The 17,812-nt window shown below is 45.2% G+C and carries 16 protein-coding genes; 5 read left to right on the top strand and 11 right to left on the bottom strand.

Annotated elements, in window-relative coordinates; genetic code table 11:
• Positions 1 to 7 precede the first annotated feature (7 nt).
• Positions 8 to 724 carry a two-component system response regulator BtsR gene (btsR, locus tag AACQ79_RS17790; RefSeq protein WP_017046291.1) on the top strand — a complete coding sequence of 239 codons (717 nt, stop codon included), beginning with the start codon at positions 8 to 10 and terminating at the stop codon, positions 722 to 724.
• 54 nt (positions 725 to 778) lie between these two features.
• On the opposite strand, the gene nagZ is transcribed toward btsR, so the two are convergent.
• Positions 779 to 1,765, bottom strand: coding sequence for a beta-N-acetylhexosaminidase (gene nagZ, locus AACQ79_RS17785; RefSeq protein WP_038220500.1), 987 nt, complete (start codon positions 1,763 to 1,765; stop codon positions 779 to 781).
• Positions 1,766 to 1,863: 98 nt separating this feature from the next.
• Here nagZ and AACQ79_RS17780 point away from each other — a divergent pair, with 98 nt between their 5' ends.
• Together AACQ79_RS17780 and murQ are read left to right on the top strand one after the other, a co-directional pair.
• Complete coding sequence (locus tag AACQ79_RS17780; RefSeq protein WP_026028077.1) at positions 1,864 to 2,976, top strand: anhydro-N-acetylmuramic acid kinase; 1,113 nt, start codon at positions 1,864 to 1,866, stop codon at positions 2,974 to 2,976.
• A gap of 15 nt (positions 2,977 to 2,991) precedes the next feature.
• Positions 2,992 to 3,921 carry an N-acetylmuramic acid 6-phosphate etherase gene (gene murQ / locus AACQ79_RS17775; protein ID WP_170899472.1) on the top strand — a complete coding sequence of 310 codons (930 nt, stop codon included), beginning with the start codon at positions 2,992 to 2,994 and terminating at the stop codon, positions 3,919 to 3,921.
• Here the strand turns inward: murQ and AACQ79_RS17770 are convergent.
• Both AACQ79_RS17770 and AACQ79_RS17765 read right to left on the bottom strand, forming a co-directional pair.
• Positions 3,918 to 5,714, bottom strand: coding sequence for a cation:proton antiporter (locus AACQ79_RS17770; RefSeq protein ID WP_170899471.1), 1,797 nt, complete (start codon positions 5,712 to 5,714; stop codon positions 3,918 to 3,920). The two genes, murQ and AACQ79_RS17770, sit on opposite strands and share 4 nt — an antisense overlap.
• 51 nt (positions 5,715 to 5,765) lie before the next feature.
• On the bottom strand, positions 5,766 to 6,107 hold the full coding sequence (locus AACQ79_RS17765) for a DUF2799 domain-containing protein (protein WP_170899470.1): 342 nt from the start codon (positions 6,105 to 6,107) through the stop codon (positions 5,766 to 5,768).
• A gap of 243 nt (positions 6,108 to 6,350) precedes the next feature.
• Between AACQ79_RS17765 and AACQ79_RS17760 the strand changes: the two genes are divergently transcribed.
• Complete coding sequence (locus AACQ79_RS17760) at positions 6,351 to 7,835, top strand: carbon starvation CstA family protein (RefSeq protein WP_094164864.1); 1,485 nt, start codon at positions 6,351 to 6,353, stop codon at positions 7,833 to 7,835.
• A gap of 95 nt (positions 7,836 to 7,930) precedes the next feature.
• On the opposite strand, the gene ispH is transcribed toward AACQ79_RS17760, so the two are convergent.
• The 6 genes from ispH to murJ form a co-directional block, all read right to left on the bottom strand.
• Entirely contained in the window at positions 7,931 to 8,893 is a 963-nt protein-coding gene (gene ispH / locus AACQ79_RS17755) for a 4-hydroxy-3-methylbut-2-enyl diphosphate reductase (RefSeq protein ID WP_013857553.1), read from the bottom strand.
• Between the two features lie 26 nt (positions 8,894 to 8,919).
• The gene (fkpB, locus tag AACQ79_RS17750; RefSeq protein ID WP_013857554.1) at positions 8,920 to 9,351 is read right to left on the bottom strand and encodes an FKBP-type peptidyl-prolyl cis-trans isomerase; all 432 of its coding nucleotides are present in this window, start codon (positions 9,349 to 9,351) and stop codon (positions 8,920 to 8,922) included.
• Positions 9,352 to 9,520: 169 nt separating this feature from the next.
• A complete protein-coding gene (gene lspA, locus AACQ79_RS17745) occupies positions 9,521 to 10,030 on the bottom strand; it encodes a signal peptidase II (protein ID WP_026028078.1) in 510 nt (169 codons plus the stop codon).
• A 17-nt stretch (positions 10,031 to 10,047) separates the two neighbouring features.
• Positions 10,048 to 12,906 carry an isoleucine--tRNA ligase gene (gene ileS / locus AACQ79_RS17740; RefSeq protein WP_019282735.1) on the bottom strand — a complete coding sequence of 953 codons (2,859 nt, stop codon included), beginning with the start codon at positions 12,904 to 12,906 and terminating at the stop codon, positions 10,048 to 10,050.
• Between the two features lie 63 nt (positions 12,907 to 12,969).
• Entirely contained in the window at positions 12,970 to 13,905 is a 936-nt protein-coding gene (gene ribF, locus AACQ79_RS17735) for a bifunctional riboflavin kinase/FAD synthetase (RefSeq protein WP_026028079.1), read from the bottom strand.
• 71 nt (positions 13,906 to 13,976) lie between these two features.
• Positions 13,977 to 15,539 carry a murein biosynthesis integral membrane protein MurJ gene (murJ, locus tag AACQ79_RS17730; RefSeq protein ID WP_170899469.1) on the bottom strand — a complete coding sequence of 521 codons (1,563 nt, stop codon included), beginning with the start codon at positions 15,537 to 15,539 and terminating at the stop codon, positions 13,977 to 13,979.
• Positions 15,540 to 15,796: 257 nt separating this feature from the next.
• Between murJ and rpsT the strand changes: the two genes are divergently transcribed.
• Positions 15,797 to 16,057 carry a 30S ribosomal protein S20 gene (rpsT, locus tag AACQ79_RS17725; RefSeq protein ID WP_026027444.1) on the top strand — a complete coding sequence of 87 codons (261 nt, stop codon included), beginning with the start codon at positions 15,797 to 15,799 and terminating at the stop codon, positions 16,055 to 16,057.
• 151 nt (positions 16,058 to 16,208) lie between these two features.
• Here rpsT and AACQ79_RS17720 read toward each other — a convergent pair whose 3' ends face one another.
• Entirely contained in the window at positions 16,209 to 16,502 is a 294-nt protein-coding gene (locus AACQ79_RS17720) for an ArsR/SmtB family transcription factor (RefSeq protein WP_026028082.1), read from the bottom strand.
• Between the two features lie 274 nt (positions 16,503 to 16,776).
• Positions 16,777 to 17,667 (bottom strand): transcriptional activator NhaR, encoded by an 891-nt coding sequence (gene nhaR / locus AACQ79_RS17715; protein WP_094123986.1) that lies wholly within the window; start codon positions 17,665 to 17,667, stop codon positions 16,777 to 16,779.
• Positions 17,668 to 17,812 lie beyond the last annotated feature (145 nt).

The raw sequence follows: 17,812 nt of genomic DNA, 5'->3' as shown, positions 1-17,812 counted from the left end.
GAATAACATGCTATCGGCACTGGTTATTGATGACGAACTGCTCGCTCGGGAAGAACTGACTGAGCTACTAGAAGAGACGGGCGATGTTGATGTGATTGGTCACGCCAGTAATGCGATCGAAGGGTTAAAAAAAATCAATCAGCTAAAGCCAGACGTGGTGTTTCTCGACATCCAAATGCCACAAGTTACTGGCATTGAGCTGCTAGGGATGCTTGACCCAGATACGATGCCCAATGTGGTGTTTGTCACCGCTTATGATCAGTATGCGCTGCAAGCGTTTGAGGAAAATGCATTTGATTACCTACTCAAGCCGGTTGACCCTGAGCGCTTAAAGAAAACGCTGCAACGTTTAGTTCGCCAAGGGCACAAAAAGCAGGATTTTTCAATTTTATCACCAGCAGGGTTAGATCAAGTTCCCTGCATTGGATTAAATCGAATTGTGATCATTGCCACCAAAGATGTCGAGTTTGCTTTGAGCGACATCAGTGGTGTTCATGTGCAAACCCATTTACAACGAGCCACCAGCCAATTAACGCTCAAAATTTTGGAAGAAAGAACGCCACTGGTTCGTTGTCACCGCCAGTATTTAATCAATACTAGGGCCATTAAAGAGATCAAATTATTGGACAATGGGCTGGCGGAAATCATCACCCTTAGTGATCACAAAGTGCCCGTCAGCCGACGTTATCTAAAAAATTTAAAAGAAGTTCTGGGTTTTCACTAACCGCAACGAATAGAAAATAACGGCGCTGAAGCTTTCACGCACAGCGCCATTTTTTTACTCACCAAGCAGTCGTTTCATCGCTTCTGAGGCTTGTTTCCACTGTTCAGTGCTTTGCAGTTGAGGAAGATTAAAAGCACGACGTTTGAGTAGAGACTCAGCCGCTGGCACGTCCAAAATCGGCAAATTATCCAATACTTCAATTTGAGCTGCGCGTTGATTGCACACTAAAATCATGTCACATCCAGCGGCTAGCGATTGATGCGCGCGCTCGGCAGGACCGCCCATGACAGATGCCCCTTCCATTGTTAAATCATCAGAAAAGACTAATCCTTTGAAACCTAACTGCTGGCGAAGTACTTGCTTCAACCAAAACGCAGAGCCGCTGGCAGGTTGATCATCATAGTGAGGATAAATCACATGCGCAGGCATCATGGCATCGAGCACTCCAGCTTCAATCTGCGCTTTGAATATTGCCATGTCCTCTTCCATCACCGTGCTGCGCTCATCATAGGGCGTCTCAAGATGCGAGTCAGCGATTACACCGCCGTGACCGGGAAAGTGTTTACCTGTTGTTGCCATGCCAGCCTCTTTCATACCTTGCATATAGGCTGAACTGTGGCGAATGATGCTCTGTACATCATCACCAAAAGCACGATTACCAATCGCTTTACACGCATGACCTTTATCCAATACAGGAGCAAAGCTGAGATCAATATCATGAGCAATCAACTCCGCCGCCATCAGCCAGCCACCTTGGCGAGCTAATGCTTCACCATTATTCTGCTTGGCATACTGCTGCGCGGCAGGGATCAGCGAAAACCCATCACGAAAACGCTGTACTCGCCCACCTTCTTGATCGACACCAATTAAAATCGGACGTTTTGCTGCATGGCGAATCGCTTTATTAAGCGCAAGCAACTGCGCGTTATCGTGATAATTACGCGCAAAAAGAATGACCCCGCCGACAGTGGGATGCTCAAGAATCTCTTTGTCTTCAGCGCTCAATTCACAGCCTGCCACATCTAGCCACAACGGTCCCATGCTCACTCCAAAAATTTACTTAAACAGTTAATTTAACGAGGTTATTCGCTTTGAATTTCTATTACAATGATTTTGTTTTTGAGTTGAAGGAGAAGCGAATGAAGAGCATTGAACGCTACATTGGTGTGATGTCTGGCACCAGCATGGATGGTGTCGATACAGCGCTGGTCGAAATGGATGGCAACCAAATTCGTTTATTGGCTCACGCTGATTTCCCAATGCCAGAAGATCTCAAACAGCGTTTGCTGAATGTCTGTATTGGGCAATCAACCAATGTGCAAGAGATTGGCGAGTTAGACCACTTGCTCGGCCATCTGTTTGCTGATGCAGTCATCGCTTTACTGGCTCAATCAGGCTATCAAGCGTGCGATATTCGCGCGATTGGCTGCCATGGCCAAACGGTTTTTCATCAACCCAACGGTAATACGCCTTTTACGATGCAACTCGGTGATGCCAATATTATCAGCAGCAAAACTGGCATCGACACGGTGGCTGATTTTCGTCGCAAAGATATGGCGCTCGGCGGCCAAGGAGCTCCATTAGTCCCTGCATTTCACGACACCATTTTCAAATCAACCGATTCGAGCGTTGTAGTACTCAATATTGGCGGCATCGCTAATATTTCGGTACTGCGGCCGCAGCAAAAAGTATTAGGCTACGATACGGGCCCGGGCAATATGTTGATGGATGCGTGGTGCTTTGAACAGACAGGCCATAAGTTTGATGATAATGGCATGTGGGCGAGATCGGGAAAGGTACACCAACCACTACTCGAACGTCTCAATCAAGAGCCGTACCTTGCGTTGAATGCACCGAAAAGTACGGGTCGCGAGCTGTTTAATCTCCCTTGGCTTCAGCAGATATTGGCTGAGTTTTCGTTAGCAGCAGAAGATGTGCAACGTACACTCTGTGAATACACAGCACTCACCATCGCCACGCAAGTCGCACACTACCAATGTGGGCCAGCGCCGGAATTGCTGCTGTGTGGGGGAGGTGCCCGTAACCCGCTATTGGTTGAACGTTTGCAGGCCCATTTAGCACACTGGCGCATCATGCCCACCAGCGATAAAGGGGTGGATAGTGACTACATGGAAGCGATGGCTTTTGCTTGGCTTGCTCAACGTCGTCTGCATAATTTACCCAGCAATCTACCAGAAGTAACCGGAGCAAGCGCTCTCGCTTCGTTGGGTGTGGTCTATTTTACTCATTAATAAGTAAGGAATGGTATGACTAATGACGCGCTGCTCTCTGCGCTTTCTCACCTTATTTCCGAAGGTCGCAACCCTGACACAATGGATATTGACTTACTATCAGCACAAGAAATTGTAGAACGGCTCAATCAACAAGATAAGCACGTTCCGCTGGCCGTCGAAAAAGTCCTTCCGGAGATCGCCTTAGCCGTGGATCGAATTACCTATGCATTCAAACATGGTGGTCGATTAATCTACATTGGCGCAGGAACCAGTGGTCGATTAGGCGTTCTTGATGCATCAGAGTGCCCTCCAACATTTGGGGTTAGCGATCAGATGGTGATTGGTTTGATTGCCGGTGGGAAAGAGGCCATGTTCAGTGCTAAAGAAGGGGCGGAAGATTGCGCAGAACTCGGCATTCAAGATCTCAAAAGTATTCATTTTACGGATCAAGATGTGGTTGTTGGCATTGCCGCTAGTGGGCGAACACCTTATGTCATCGGTGCCTTGGAGTATGCTAATGATTTGGGCGCGACAACCATTGCCCTATCATGTAACCCGGATTCCCCGATTGCAGAATTGGCGCAAATAGCCATTAGCCCTGTCGTTGGGCCAGAAGCTCTGACCGGTTCAACGCGCTTAAAATCCGGTACAGCGCAGAAGCTGGTACTCAACATGCTCACCACCGCTAGCATGATCCGTCTTGGTAAGAGTTACCAAAATTTAATGGTCGATGTTAAGGCCACTAACCGAAAACTCATCGCCAGAGCGGTGCGAATTGTGATGCAAGCAACCGACTGTGAACGCGCTGAGGCTGAATACTTATTAGCCCAAAGCAACAACAATGTAAAAGTAGCGATATTGATGCACTTGACGGGGTTAAGTTATGCAGAAGCTATGGATAAATTGACTGAGTCTGATGGTTTTCTTCGCCGGGCAATGGAAAGCGAACACGAGAGCCGCTAGTGGCTCTGGCTCTGTTTGATCAACGAGACGACTATTTCACCTTCCGTAGGTAAAAACTCCTGAATAGAATGGTGCATCTGGATACGGCCTTTGACGTTCACCATAAACAGTGGCAAAACAAAATGTTCTTTGTTCTGCTGGAGATAATCTTGGTAGGTGAAACTTTCGCTCAGTTTTGTGTGCTTAATTTCTGCACCTTGGTTGATCAAACTGGCTAATTTTTTATAACTCACTTCACCATTAAAAAGTGATAAACCGTGATATTCCTGAGCCACTTTGTGTTTATCGCTACTATTGTCATTGGCATGATCGTTCAAACAAAATACGCGTTTTTCACCGAAATCACTGAGAAAATGCATGCAAGCCATAATATTGAAATGCTTATCAGGGCTAAGTGCAACCACATGACCAATACCAATCAAATCTAAATATTCATCGGCGTGGCTTGATATCGGATTACCATAATAATTGGCTAGCCCCGCCATTCGCGCCTGACTAATGTAGTCCCAGTTAGAATCGGTGAGCACAACGCGACAATCATATTTCGCAAACGCCTTTCCAAGCGCTCGAGCGACGTCATTCGCACCAATAATCAAAAAACCACGCGGAGCAGGTTCTGCCACCTTCAATGCCATTGCAATAGGACGCGCCGTCGCACTTTGTAAAATCACCGTTCCAATAATGACCATAAACGTTAAAGGCACTAATAGTGTCGCTCCCTCTACACCTGCCGCTGTCAGTTTGATAGCAAATAGAGAAGAAATAGAAGCAGCCACAATACCGCGAGGCGCCACCCAAGCCAAAAAAGCTTTCTCTTTGAAAGATAATGAGCTGCGCACGGTTGCAATAAAAATGGACATCGGACGGGAAACTAACTGTATTACCACCAACAACAGCAATGCACTCCACCCTAATGCTTGGAAATCAGCCAGCTCGATGCGTGCAGCCAAAAGGATAAAGAGGCCAGTGATTAGCAAAATAGTCAGGTTTTCTTTGAAATGAAGAATATGCTGAATATTGACGTTTTTAGCATTTGCCAGCCACATCCCCATCACCGTCACCGTCAGTAAGCCAGACTCTGACTCGATGGCGTTAGAAGCGGAAAAGACTCCAAGTACCACAGCCAATACAGCAAAAGGCTGTAAATATTCAGGCAACATGCCTCGCCTCAATATGACAGCGACGGCTTGGCCAGCGGCCGCTCCTATACTTAAACCAACACCAATAATTAAAGAGAAAACGTATAAGCTATGCGCTTCACTGCTAGAGATAATAAACTCATACACCATCACCACAAACAGTGCACCCAACGGGTCGATGAGTATTCCTTCCCAGCGCAATATATTGGAAAGTCGAGCATTTGGCCGTACGGTACGTAGCAGCGGTACTATGACGGTCGGCCCGGTAACTACGGTCAAACTGCCAAACAGCAGCGCAAGTGACCAATCAAAGTCCAATAAATAATACGACGCAACGCTGGTTATTCCCCATGAAACTAGGGCTCCAAGCGACACAATGCTCCACACAGTGTGGTTGACGCCGCGAATATCTTTGAAGTTGAGTGTGAGGCTACCCTCAAACAAAATCACCGCAACCGCAAGAGAAATCAAAGGGAATAATAATTCTCCCAATAGCTGCTGAGGTTCTAACCACCCAGTCAACGGACCAACGACAATGCCCGCAATTAATAAAAATAAAATAGCAGGAAGACGCAACTTCCATGCTAACCACTGGCACGTCAAACCAAGAACGCCAATGGCTGCAATAGCTAAAGCAATAAACTCTTCATGCATATATTTTCTCTAATAGCGATATCTTAAATGGATAACCCATCAATAGGTGGGTTAATTAGAAAACTCATTCCAACCTCGTTGCCATTCCATGCGAAAGCGCTGTGCTTGCTCGGTTCCTTCGCACGCACCTTCATAATATAGTCCTGACAATCCAATTTGATAGGCGAAATTGGGGTTACAATACTCGCTTAGCCCTTTAACGTATCCCGCTTCGTAATCGGCTTGTTGCACCAAACCCAGCTCAGAAAGCTTTTTATAGCTGCGCTGAGTATGACCTGTGACTCCATCTTGATAACCAATTTGTTGCCAATCTCCGTTTTGTGCTAATTCAGCATCAGAGGCCGCACACCCAATAATCAATATAGCAGCGCACAATACACTTAATTTTTTCATTGTTGTCCTTAAGTTCTTATTTTCATTCAATTAGCCTAGCAGATTGCTTGTAAGATGCCACTCATTGCCTCCCAGCAGCAAAGCATTATTGATCCAGATGATGAGACGAGCCTTAAACCACTTATTGTGTGAAATAGCCACTTAACTGGCTATAGTGCCGCTCACTGGAAAAGCAGATGTTTCTCGTCACAGAGCCCTTTATTATCCACAGTGAGCTTAATTCATTCATAAAGGACAATTGCTATGATGTGGTTTCTTACCTGTGTCGCAGCCCTACTGGCCGGATACTTTATCTACGGCGCTTTTGTAGAAAAAGTATTTGGTATTAACGAGAACCGTAAAACACCGGCCCACACCATGAGTGATGGCGTGGACTATGTTCCTATGTCGACCAAAAAAGTCTACTTGGTACAATTGCTTAATATTGCTGGCGTAGGCCCAATTTTCGGCCCAATCATGGGCGCACTCTATGGTCCTGCGGCAATGTTGTGGATTGTCGTCGGCTGTATTTTTGCAGGTGCGGTGCATGACTACTTTTCAGGCATGTTGTCGGTACGCAATGGCGGCGCTTCAGTGCCCACCATTACCGGCCGTTACCTAGGCAATGGCGCCAAACATTTTATGAACATTTTTGCCATTGTACTGTTACTGCTTGTGGGGGTTGTTTTCGTTTCTGCGCCTGCGGGGATGATCACCAATCTGATTAACGAGCAAACGAGTCTAACGGTGAGCATGACCTCAATGGTGGTGATCATTTTCGCTTACTACATTCTTGCCACCATCGTTCCTGTCGATAAAATCATCGGCCGCTTCTACCCACTGTTCGGCGCATTGTTGATCTTTATGTCGGTTGGCTTAATGACCGCGATTGCGCTTTCCAGTGAACACACTGTGATGGGCGGTTTTGAAATGAGCGACATGTTCAGCAACATGAACCCGAACGACCTACCACTTTGGCCTGCGCTCTTTATCACGATTGCTTGCGGTGCTATCTCTGGTTTCCATGCAACTCAGTCGCCATTGATGGCTCGCTGTATGGAAAATGAAAAAAATGGCCGCTTCGTGTTTTACGGTGCCATGATTGGTGAAGGCATTATCGCACTTATCTGGTGTGCGATTGCACTCTCTTTCTTTGGCTCATTGGAAGGATTATCAGAAGCAGTGAAAAACGGCGGCCCAGGTAACGTTGTGTACAGCGCATCCTTTGGCTTATTAGGTGTGTTTGGCGGCATCATCGCCTTCTTGGGTGTGGTTATCCTACCCATCACCTCTGGCGACACTGCATTTCGCTCTAGCCGTTTAATCTTGGCTGAATATTTCAATATGGAACAAAAAACACTGCGTAATCGCTTGTTCATGGCACTGCCGCTGTTTGTTTTGGGTGCCATTCTCACTCAAGTGGATTTCGGTATTATTTGGCGCTACTTCGGTTTTGCCAACCAAACCACAGCAGTAATGATGCTTTGGACCGCTTCCGCCTATTTACTACGCCATAACAAACTGCATTGGATTGCGACTATCCCCGCGATGTTTATGACCACGGTTTGTGCTACCTTCATTCTTAATAACAGTGCATTAGGCTTTGGCTTACCGATGCAAGCATCAACCATTGCCGGTATTTTGTTCTCACTGTCCGTAACCGTATATGTAATTAGAATCTCCAAAGGTAAAGGCGACATCGAACTTACCGATGAAGAAAAACCGAAAGCAGTCACAGAAACTGCATAGTGTGAATGACGCTTCGCTTGCGTTATAGAAAAGGGCTTCCATCTGGAAGCCCTTCTTCTTTTATTGGTACGTCTAATTCAAATACTTTTTATTGACTAGTCGATTTGCTTGATTTGCAGCTCTTTGGGCACTTCAAAAAACATGTTCTCTTCTCGTCCAAGCACTTCTTCAACCGATTGAGCACCAAGCTCTTTAATACGATCTAGGATCTGATTCACTAATGCTTCGGGTGCCGATGCACCGGCCGTGACGCCAACGGTTTTCTTACCATCAAACCACGTTGGATCAATATCTTCAGGGCAATCAATCAAGTAACCCGGCGTTCCGAGCTTTTCCGCCAATTCTTTTAAACGCGTAGAGTTTGATGAGTTTTTCGAGCCCACCACCACCACCAAATCAACATCCAATGCAAGTTGACGCACCGCATCTTGGCGGTTTTGTGTCGCGTAACAGATATCATCTTTACGTGGTCCCTGAATATCAGGAAACACTTCACGCAATTTATCAATCACATCGGCTGTTTCATCCACCGACAAGGTGGTTTGGCTAACATAATGTAAATTAGTCGGATCTTTAACGATAGCTTTTAGTGATTCAACATCTTCCGGTTTTTCAACCAAGTACATGCCGCCTTTTTTACTGGCGTATTGGCCCATGGTTCCTTCCACTTCAGGATGACCTGCATGGCCAATCAGCACTACTTCCATACTGCGGCGACTGGCTCGAGCCACTTCCATATGCACTTTAGTCACCAAAGGGCAAGTGGCATCAAACACGGTTAATGCACGCGCTTTCGCTTCAAGTCTCACTGCTTGCGAAACGCCATGAGCAGAAAAGATCACAATATTGTCATCAGGTACTTCGTGTAAGTCCTCAACAAAAATGGCCCCGCGCTGCTTCAGCCCTTCCACCACAAAGCGGTTATGCACCACTTCATGTCGTACATAAATCGGAGGCTGATACAGCTCAAGTGCGCGTTCAACAATGCTGATCGCACGATCAACACCGGCGCAAAAACCACGAGGGTTGGCTAACAATATTTTCATTTCATTGCTCATTGAATAGGGTTATCGCAAGTTGCCAATTATTCTACAGACAAAATTTCAACATCAAAAATGACATCTTGTCCTGCAAGTGGGTGGTTAAAATCAACCGTTACCGAATCGCCCGCAATAGCGGTGATAATGCCAGGAATTTCTAAGCCATCGCGGCCACTAAACGCCATAATCGTGCCAACTTCCACCTCAGTATTACCGGCAAATTTGGCGCGATCCATATGGTGGATGTTATCTGGGTTAGACAAACCAAACGCGTCTTCGGCTTTTAACTCAATGGTTTTGGATTCTCCGGCACTCAGACCGATTAAGCACAACTCAAAATTGTCGCTTAGACTGCCATCACCAATAACCAATTTCGCTGGTTTGCCCATATTATGAGTGCTATCCGCAATAGAGCCATCTTTTAATTTAATGGTGAAGTGTAGGGTTACCGCACTGTTTGCTTTTATTGTCGTCACGTGATTTCTCTTTATTTATTTTTAGTGTGGAGACAAGGCATCCATAACGACATAAAAATGCCCGTTTTTAGTACGCCTATCGCCACCGTATTTTTAGAGATGAAGAGTAAACAAAAAGCGCCACCTGAATCAACAGACAGCGCTTAGGGTTATTCAACTATTTTAGCCATTATGAGTGCGCATCGTCTTTTTTACGAAAGCCATCAAGGATAATCATTGCTGCACCAAGGCAAATGGCACTGTCAGCCAAGTTAAACGCTGGCCAGTGATAATTGCCCCAGTAGAAATCAAGATAATCAACCACAAAACCGTGCACGATACGATCAAACACGTTGCCGATTGCGCCACCAATAATCATGGCATAAGCGATATTATGCCACTTCTCTTGCGCAGGCAGCTTACTCATCCAGTAAGTGAGGAGCCCCGTCACCGCAAAGGCGATAGCGGTAAACAACCAACGTTGCCAACCCGCTTGATCGCCTAAAAAGCTAAATGCCGCACCATAGTTATGTACATAAAGTAGGTTAAAAAAAGGCATTACTTCGATGCGATTTGCCCAACCATACCCCATGTTATCCATGACCATCAGCTTTATACCGACATCAAGGGTAAAGACCAGAAGCGCTAGCCATAGCCAGCGAACTCCTGATTGTTTCCAAGTAAGCGTCTGCTCTGCCATATTGAATCCCAATATTATTAAGCGAACTTACGAACTTCGCCTTCACCATCCACGTTCGACACACAACGGCCACAAATAGTTTCATGACCAGTGATAGTGCCAACGTCAGGAGTATGATGCCAACAGCGATCGCACTTCTCTGCTTCGGTTGCGCTCACCAACACAAACAAACCTGCAGTTTCCGTTGCTTGTGCCGCATCGCTTTTCTCAGCCAGAGGCTTCACTATCGCTTTTGATGTCAGCAGTACAAAACGCAGTTCATCTTCAAGCTTGTTTAACTGAGCCACTAAAGCGTCATCAGCAAACAGCACCACTTCAGCTTGTAATGAGCCACCAATGATTTTTTCACTACGAGCAGTTTCAAGCAACTTGTTCACCGAGCTACGAACTTTTTGCATCTCTGCCCAAAATTCATTGTTCAACTCTTCGCCTTCAGTTAACCCAAACAGACCTTCAAACCACTCACCCGTGAAGACAAACTTTTCACGCGGCTCGCCGTTAGCTTGCATCGCTGGCATTTCGTTCCAAATTTCATCAGCCGTAAATGACATGATCGGTGCCATCCAACGAACCAAAGCCTCAACGATGTAATACAGCGCCGTTTGACAGCTACGCTGTGCATGTGCACCTTGTTTAGCGGTGTATTGGCGATCTTTAATCACATCAAGGTAGAACGAACCCATTTCAATTGAGCAGAAGTGCATCAAGCGTTGGATCACGCCATGCGTATTATACTCTTCATATGCTTTGACAATTTCTTGTTGCGCCGCAAAGGCACGGCCTACAGCCCAGCGATCCAGCGACACCATCTCATCTGCTGCAACCATATCCGTTGCTGGGTTAAACCCATTGAGGTTAGCTAAGAAGAAACGTGCTGTATTACGGATACGGCGATAAGCATCCGCCGAACGTTTTAGAATTTCGTCAGAAACCGCCACTTCGCCAGTGTAATCAGTCGATGCAACCCATAGACGCAAGATGTCTGCACCCAGTTTATTGGTGACATCTTTTGGCGCAACCACGTTGCCGATTGATTTTGACATCTTGCGGCCATGACCATCGACCACAAAGCCATGCGTCAATACTTGTTTGTAAGGCGCAGCACCTTTCATTGCTACCGATGAAATCAATGAAGATTGGAACCAACCACGATGCTGATCTGAACCTTCAAGGTACAGATCTGCACCGTGGCCATTGAACTCTTCACGCTTATCAACAACGGCGTAGTGAGTCACACCAGAGTCGAACCACACATCCAGTGTATCGAGTACTTTTTCGTAATGCTTGGCATCTTCCTCGCCCAAGATCTCAGCAGTGTCGACATCCCACCACGCTTGAATCCCTTTTTGTTCTACCAATTGCGCCACTGTTTCAATCAGCGCAGGGCTATTAGGATGAAGTTCTGCCGTCTCTTTATGCACAAATAGCGCAATCGGTACACCCCAAGTACGCTGACGAGAAATACACCATTCAGGACGACCTTCAATCATTGCTTCGATGCGGCTTTGACCCCATTCCGGCATCCATTGTACACCTTTGATCGATTCTAGAGCTTGGGCGCGCAGACCGGCTTGCTCCATAGAGACAAACCATTGTGGTGTTGCACGGAAAATGATTGGGGTTTTATGACGCCAGCAATGAGGATAGCTATGCTCGTAGGCATGGTGGTGCAACAAAGCACCTTTTTCTTTCAGTACTTCAAGTACAGAGTCATTAGCTTTAAACACATGTTGACCAGCAAATAGCTCGGTGTCTGCTAGATATACGCCGTTTGAACCGACAGGGTTGGCTACTTCAAGGCCGTATTGCTGACCGACCACGAAGTCTTCTTGACCATGACCAGGTGCAGTATGAACGACGCCAGTACCCGATTCAGTAGTTACGTGCTCACCCAAAATCGCAGGCACAGTAAATGCGTAAAATGGATGATCAAAAGGCATTAGTTCAAGGTCTGCGCCTCGGCAAAAACCAAGGTTGTGGTAATGACTGATGCCAGCACGATCCATGACACTTTTTGCAAGTTCTGACGCAACGATAATGCGTTCAGCAGAGCGTTCACCGTCTGCTTCAATTTGCAGCAAAACATATTCAAGATCATCACGTAAGCAGACTGCGCGGTTAGCTGGCAAGGTCCAAGGTGTGGTTGTCCAAATGACAATCGACACTTCACCGTGGCCGACGTGATCAGCCGCGAGCGTGAACTTTTCAAGCAGCGCCGCTTCATCGGCTGCTTTGAATCGTACGTCAATCGAAGGTGACACTTTATCTTTGTACTCAACTTCCGCTTCAGCCAGTGCTGAACCACAATCAGTACACCAGTGAACAGGTTTGAAACCTTTCAGCAGGTGCCCTTTATCGGCAATTTTACCCAATGCGCGAATAATGTTCGCTTCGGTGGCGAAATCCATGGTGCGATAAGGTTTATCCCACTCACCCATGATGCCCAAACGCTTAAAGCTCTCTTTCTGGCCTTCCACTTGACCTGCTGCATATTCACGGCATTTTTCACGAAACTCAGCCGCAGTCACTTTCTGGCCCGGTTTGCCGACTTTTTTCTCTACCATCAATTCGATAGGTAGGCCGTGACAGTCCCAACCTGGGATGTAAGGCGCGTCAAAACCGGATAAGGTTTTCGATTTGATAATAATGTCTTTAAGAATCTTATTCAGTGCGTGACCAATATGAATATCACCGTTGGCATAAGGAGGGCCATCGTGCAATACGAAAGATTTTTTGCCTTTTTTGGCTTTACGGATTTCGCCGTAAAGATCTTCTTGATACCAACGCTTTAACATTTCTGGCTCACGTTTAGCCAGATCGCCACGCATTGGAAACCCTGTTTCAGGTAGGTTCAGGGTATCTTTATAATCACTCATCGATTCTTAATTCCGTTATATTGGGCGACGTTAGACATGATATTAATCGGTGGAATAATCCGACTAATTCTTTAGCTGATGCAACCACACCCTTGCCGCATCAGCATCCAATTCAATTTGTTGCTTTAACGCTCCAAAAGATTCAAATTTCTTTTCATCTCGAAGCTTATGTAAAAGTGCCACTTCTAGCTGTTTGCCATATAAATTGGCATGAAAGTCAAACAAGTGTACTTCAAGTTGTTGGCGAACCCCGTTGACTGTTGGCCTATTACCAATATTGGCAATTCCTCCGATGGGCGAGTTATCAAGGCCATAGACATTGACGACGTAAACACCAGAGACCGGTGAAACACAGCGCTTAAGCGGAATGTTCGCTGTAGGGAAACCAATGGTTCGCCCTAACTTTTGACCATGCGACACTCGACCACTGATACCGTAATCACGACCGAGCATCTGCTTAGCTAACACTAAGTCATCGCTTGCTAAAGCGTTACGAATAGCAGTACTACTCACCCGCTGTTGTTGCAAGCAAAAACTGTGGGTACTTACCACCTCAAAACCAAACTGTTGTCCAGCTTGCTGCAGCATACTGAAATTACCTTGGCGATTTTTACCAAAACAAAAATCATCACCAATCACCAGAAACTTAACACCCAACTGAGCGACCAACAAGTCACGAATAAAAGCTTCTGCCGTTAAATTAGCAAAGTGCTGGTTAAAATTCACACATAACAATCTGTCAACCGACTGCTTGTTCAATTGCACAAATTTATCACGTAATCGAGTTAACCGAGCTGGTGCATTGTGCTTGGCAAATAATTCTAATGGCTGCGGTTCAAACGTCATGACCACCGAAGGTAAACCCAATAATTGCGCTTTCTTGGATACTTGCTTCAAAACTTGCTGATGTCCTAAATGAACACCATCAAAGTTTCCGATGGTTAATACACAGCCATGATGCTGTGGCTTGATATTGTGAATGCCGCGAATCAATTCCATTAGAAAATACTTAAAACCTATAGTTCTCAATTAGCAAGGTGCGAAACCGACGGATTATATACTAATCACCATTAATCTGTCGCCGCTTTTAAGTCTTTTAAACGCACGCCAAGTACGGCTAGGCAAAGCAAATAACTGACCGCACCGATACTGATCAACATCACCAATGATGTAGCCCTCTGTGTCAGACTCCACTCTAGCCACGTTGACATTTCTTCCAATTGCCAAACAATGACCACAACCATCGCACTGCTGGCCACCATTAAGCGAATAATAAAACCAATAGTTTTACGGGTGATTTGATACACCCCTTGCACATGTAACCCTCTGTAAAGCAGTGCCATGTTGATAAAAGCAGATAATGACGTAGCTAACGCCAAGCCAACATAACTTAAATGCCACGCTAAAAGCGCATTGAAGACCATATTAGAGATCATGGCGATAATGCCATAGCGAACTGGCGTTTTGGTGTCTTGCCGAGAGTAGTACCCTGGTGCAAGCACTTTGATCAGCATAAAACTGATCAAGCCCAAACCAAATGCATAGAGTGACAACGCCGTTTGATTGACATCATTCGGGGTAAACTCACCTCGCATAAATAGCACCATAAGCATCGGTTTTGCCAACACAATCAGGCCTAACATCGCAGGAAAACCGAGCAGACAAACCATACGAATACCCCAATCCATAGTTTGCGAAAATCCTTCGCTGTGGGCATCAACATGTTTACGGGATAATGCAGGCAAAATAACGGTAGCGATCGCAATACCAAATAAGCCTAACGGAAATTCTAGCAAACGGTCTGAATAGTAAAGCCAGCTGATGGAGCCCGTTTGTAAGAAGCTGGCAATGAAGGTGTCCAGCAATAAGTTAATTTGACTGACCGATACCCCAAAAAGAGCGGGCAACATCAAGGTGCGAATTTTCACAACCCCCGGTTCATTCCAACCCCATTGAGGCCAAACCAATAAACCTGCTTTGAGCAAAAATGGAATTTGAAATAGAAACTGGACCAATCCCCCAAGAAGGACGCCAATCGCCAAGCCAATTTCCGGTTGCTGTAAGTGCGGCGACAAAAACCAAGCGCAACCGATGATCATCACATTCAAAAATACAGGGGTAAAAGAAGAGACGGCAAATTTGCCCAGGGTATTGAGAATCGCTCCTGATAAAGCAACAAAAGTGATGAACCATAAGTAAGGAAAAGTGATTTTTAATAATAAACTCGCAAGCTCAAACTTATGCGCATCAGGACCATCATAAAGCCAATCTAAAAACCAACCAGCCCCAAACAGTGCCGTGACCGCACCAGAGCATAAGATCCCCACAACAGTCACTAAAGTGACAATAACCCCCAATGTGCCAGATGCTTTAGCGATCAGCTCGCGTGTTTTATTGATATCTCCGGATGAATGGTATTCGGTCAGTACTGGAACAAACGCTTGAGAAAACGCCCCTTCGGCAAATAGCCGACGTAAAAAGTTAGGAATTTTATTAGCAAAGAAAAAAACATCGGCACTCGCACCTGCCCCCATCAAATTCGCAACAACTACGTCACGAACTAGGCCCAACACACGAGAAATCAACGTCATAGCACTGACAATCAAGCCAGATTTGAGTAGGCGTTTGCTCACTATTACCTCGAAAAACAAGCCAAAACGTCATTATCCACAGCAACACATAAGGAATGTCAGTGCGAGATCAGATAAGTATTAGCATTGGAAAAAAAATACTGTTAGAATCCCCGCATCTTAACCGCGATGACCTTCCTATACCAAAATTTGTTTGGCCTAGAACGGTTTTTGCACAAATCATTTGACAATTGAGAGCAAATAAGGGATATTCCCCGCCCTTAAATTGTCACCGAACTAAGTTTTTGGGAGTTAGACCCTTGGCAAATAGTAAATCTGCTAAGAAGCGCGCTATCCAAGCTGAGAAACGTCGTCAGCATAATGCTAGCCGTCGTTCTATGATGCGCACTTACATGAAGAAAACCATCGCAGCTATCGCAGCTGGCGATAAAGAAGCTGCAACTGCTGCATTTGCTGCAGTTACACCAATCCTTGACCGTATGTCGACTAAAGGTCTTGTTCACAAGAACAAAGCTGCTCGCCATAAGTCTCGTTTCGCTGCAGCAATCAAAGCTCTATAATTTAGACTTGGTTCCACGCGAAAATAAAAACCGGCTAAGGCCGGTTTTTTTATATCCGCAGTGTCAAGTAAAGTATTTACTCTAATTTTAATATAAAAAATCCGAACTATGTTACTGAAACATAATTTCGGATTGTGTATTTTTCAAAACACTAGCGGCAGTATAAACCGTGTAACAACTCAATCATCGCCTTGATCTCATGGCTGCTGAGTGTGTAGTAAACCGTCTGAGCTTCTTTTCTTGTATCCACTAACCCATCTCTTCTTAACCAAGCAAGATGCTGCGAAAGTGCCGATTGACTCAATTCTAATTTCCCACATAGCTCACCAACCGACAGTTCTTGATTGTGTAATAAACACAATATTTGTAGGCGTCTTTCGTTAGCCATAGCCTTTAACAACACCACTGCTTTAGCGGAATTTTTTTCCATTTCTTGTAGGTTCATGAATAAGCTCCCTTGGAACAACTTCTTACATCAAACGCATCACAAGTTTGCATCTTCCTTAACCCAACAGGTTATGAGTTTATAAGTAAGGTTAGTACCTTTTTCTATGTAGTTTAATTGTTATACCGTTTATGACGGCAACCATTCAATAGAGCGTCAATAACGGCATCAGAAGGCGTATAACCAGTTTAGATTAGTATTACTTGGCAAGCGATAATTAATAATATTGCTAGATAATGAGATAATAATCTATTTATCGTTAGTAGTGAAAGCATCATACAAACAAATTATTAAAATCTGCATCGCAAACATTTTTCACTGCTGGGTGTTGGATCATCCTCTCAGCAAAAATGACGTAGTACTCTTCTTTTAAATCATCAATCTGACCGATGAGTTGCAAAGGAAGATCATCACCAACTTCAGTCACATAGATTGAGGGCGCTAAAAAAATTGCATCATGATGATAACGCGCAAAAGCTTTCATCAATGCCGCATCATCAAACTCCCCCAGAATATTCGGCTTCAGGCCTTGACGGTCAAACCATTGCAATAGATTACGCCCCATCGCGGTTCGGCTTCCCGGTATCAACAACTTTCTCTGCTCTAAAATGGCGGGAAAAGAGACATTTTCAACATTGCCTGAACAAAAAAAACTCATGTGACTCTCACCCAGTTTTTTGCTGAACAGGCCCGGGCTTTGGCTGGAATCGACGGGATAATCAGAGAGAATCATATCCAATTTGTGTTGTGAAAGTTGCTCTAACAACATTTCATGGGTCGATTCAAAACAACGCAAGTGGATACTGCTATCGGCCGGGACCGTCGTCATCAGTATTTTACTGACAAGCCGTTTAGAGAGGGCATCCGCCACTCCTACATCAAACAGCAGATTAGAGCGCTGACTATAATTGACAATATCGAGCATCTCATAACTTAAGCCGAACATCCGGTCAGCATATTTAAAAACCAGTTGCCCAAGTTCTGTCGGTTCAATGCTACGACCATTACGCTTAGTAAGCTTACCATCCATGCGCTCTTCAAAAGCCTTAATTTGCCCAGTGACGGTTTGCGGAGTCAAGAAGAGTGCTTCTGCAGCTTTAGTGACCGATCCCTGCTTGCATACCATCCAGAAGTAGTAAAGATGATTGTAGTTGAGGTGAAACATGATAAGGACACTCAATTTTATCTGGTCGTTGTTTATAACAAACCCAAGCCAAATGAGCAATTAACTCGGAAAAACCGAACTTAAGAACGTTAGCCAATCTTAATACCGAGCAGTTAGAGTTCAAAAATGACAACTTCGTCATAAA

Source organism: Vibrio sp. 3-2(1), from assembly GCF_963887575.1.
Lineage (GTDB): Bacteria > Pseudomonadota > Gammaproteobacteria > Enterobacterales > Vibrionaceae > Vibrio > Vibrio anguillarum.
Note: the sequence above shows the minus strand (reverse complement) of the source record. Positions and strands in the feature narration are given on the sequence as shown.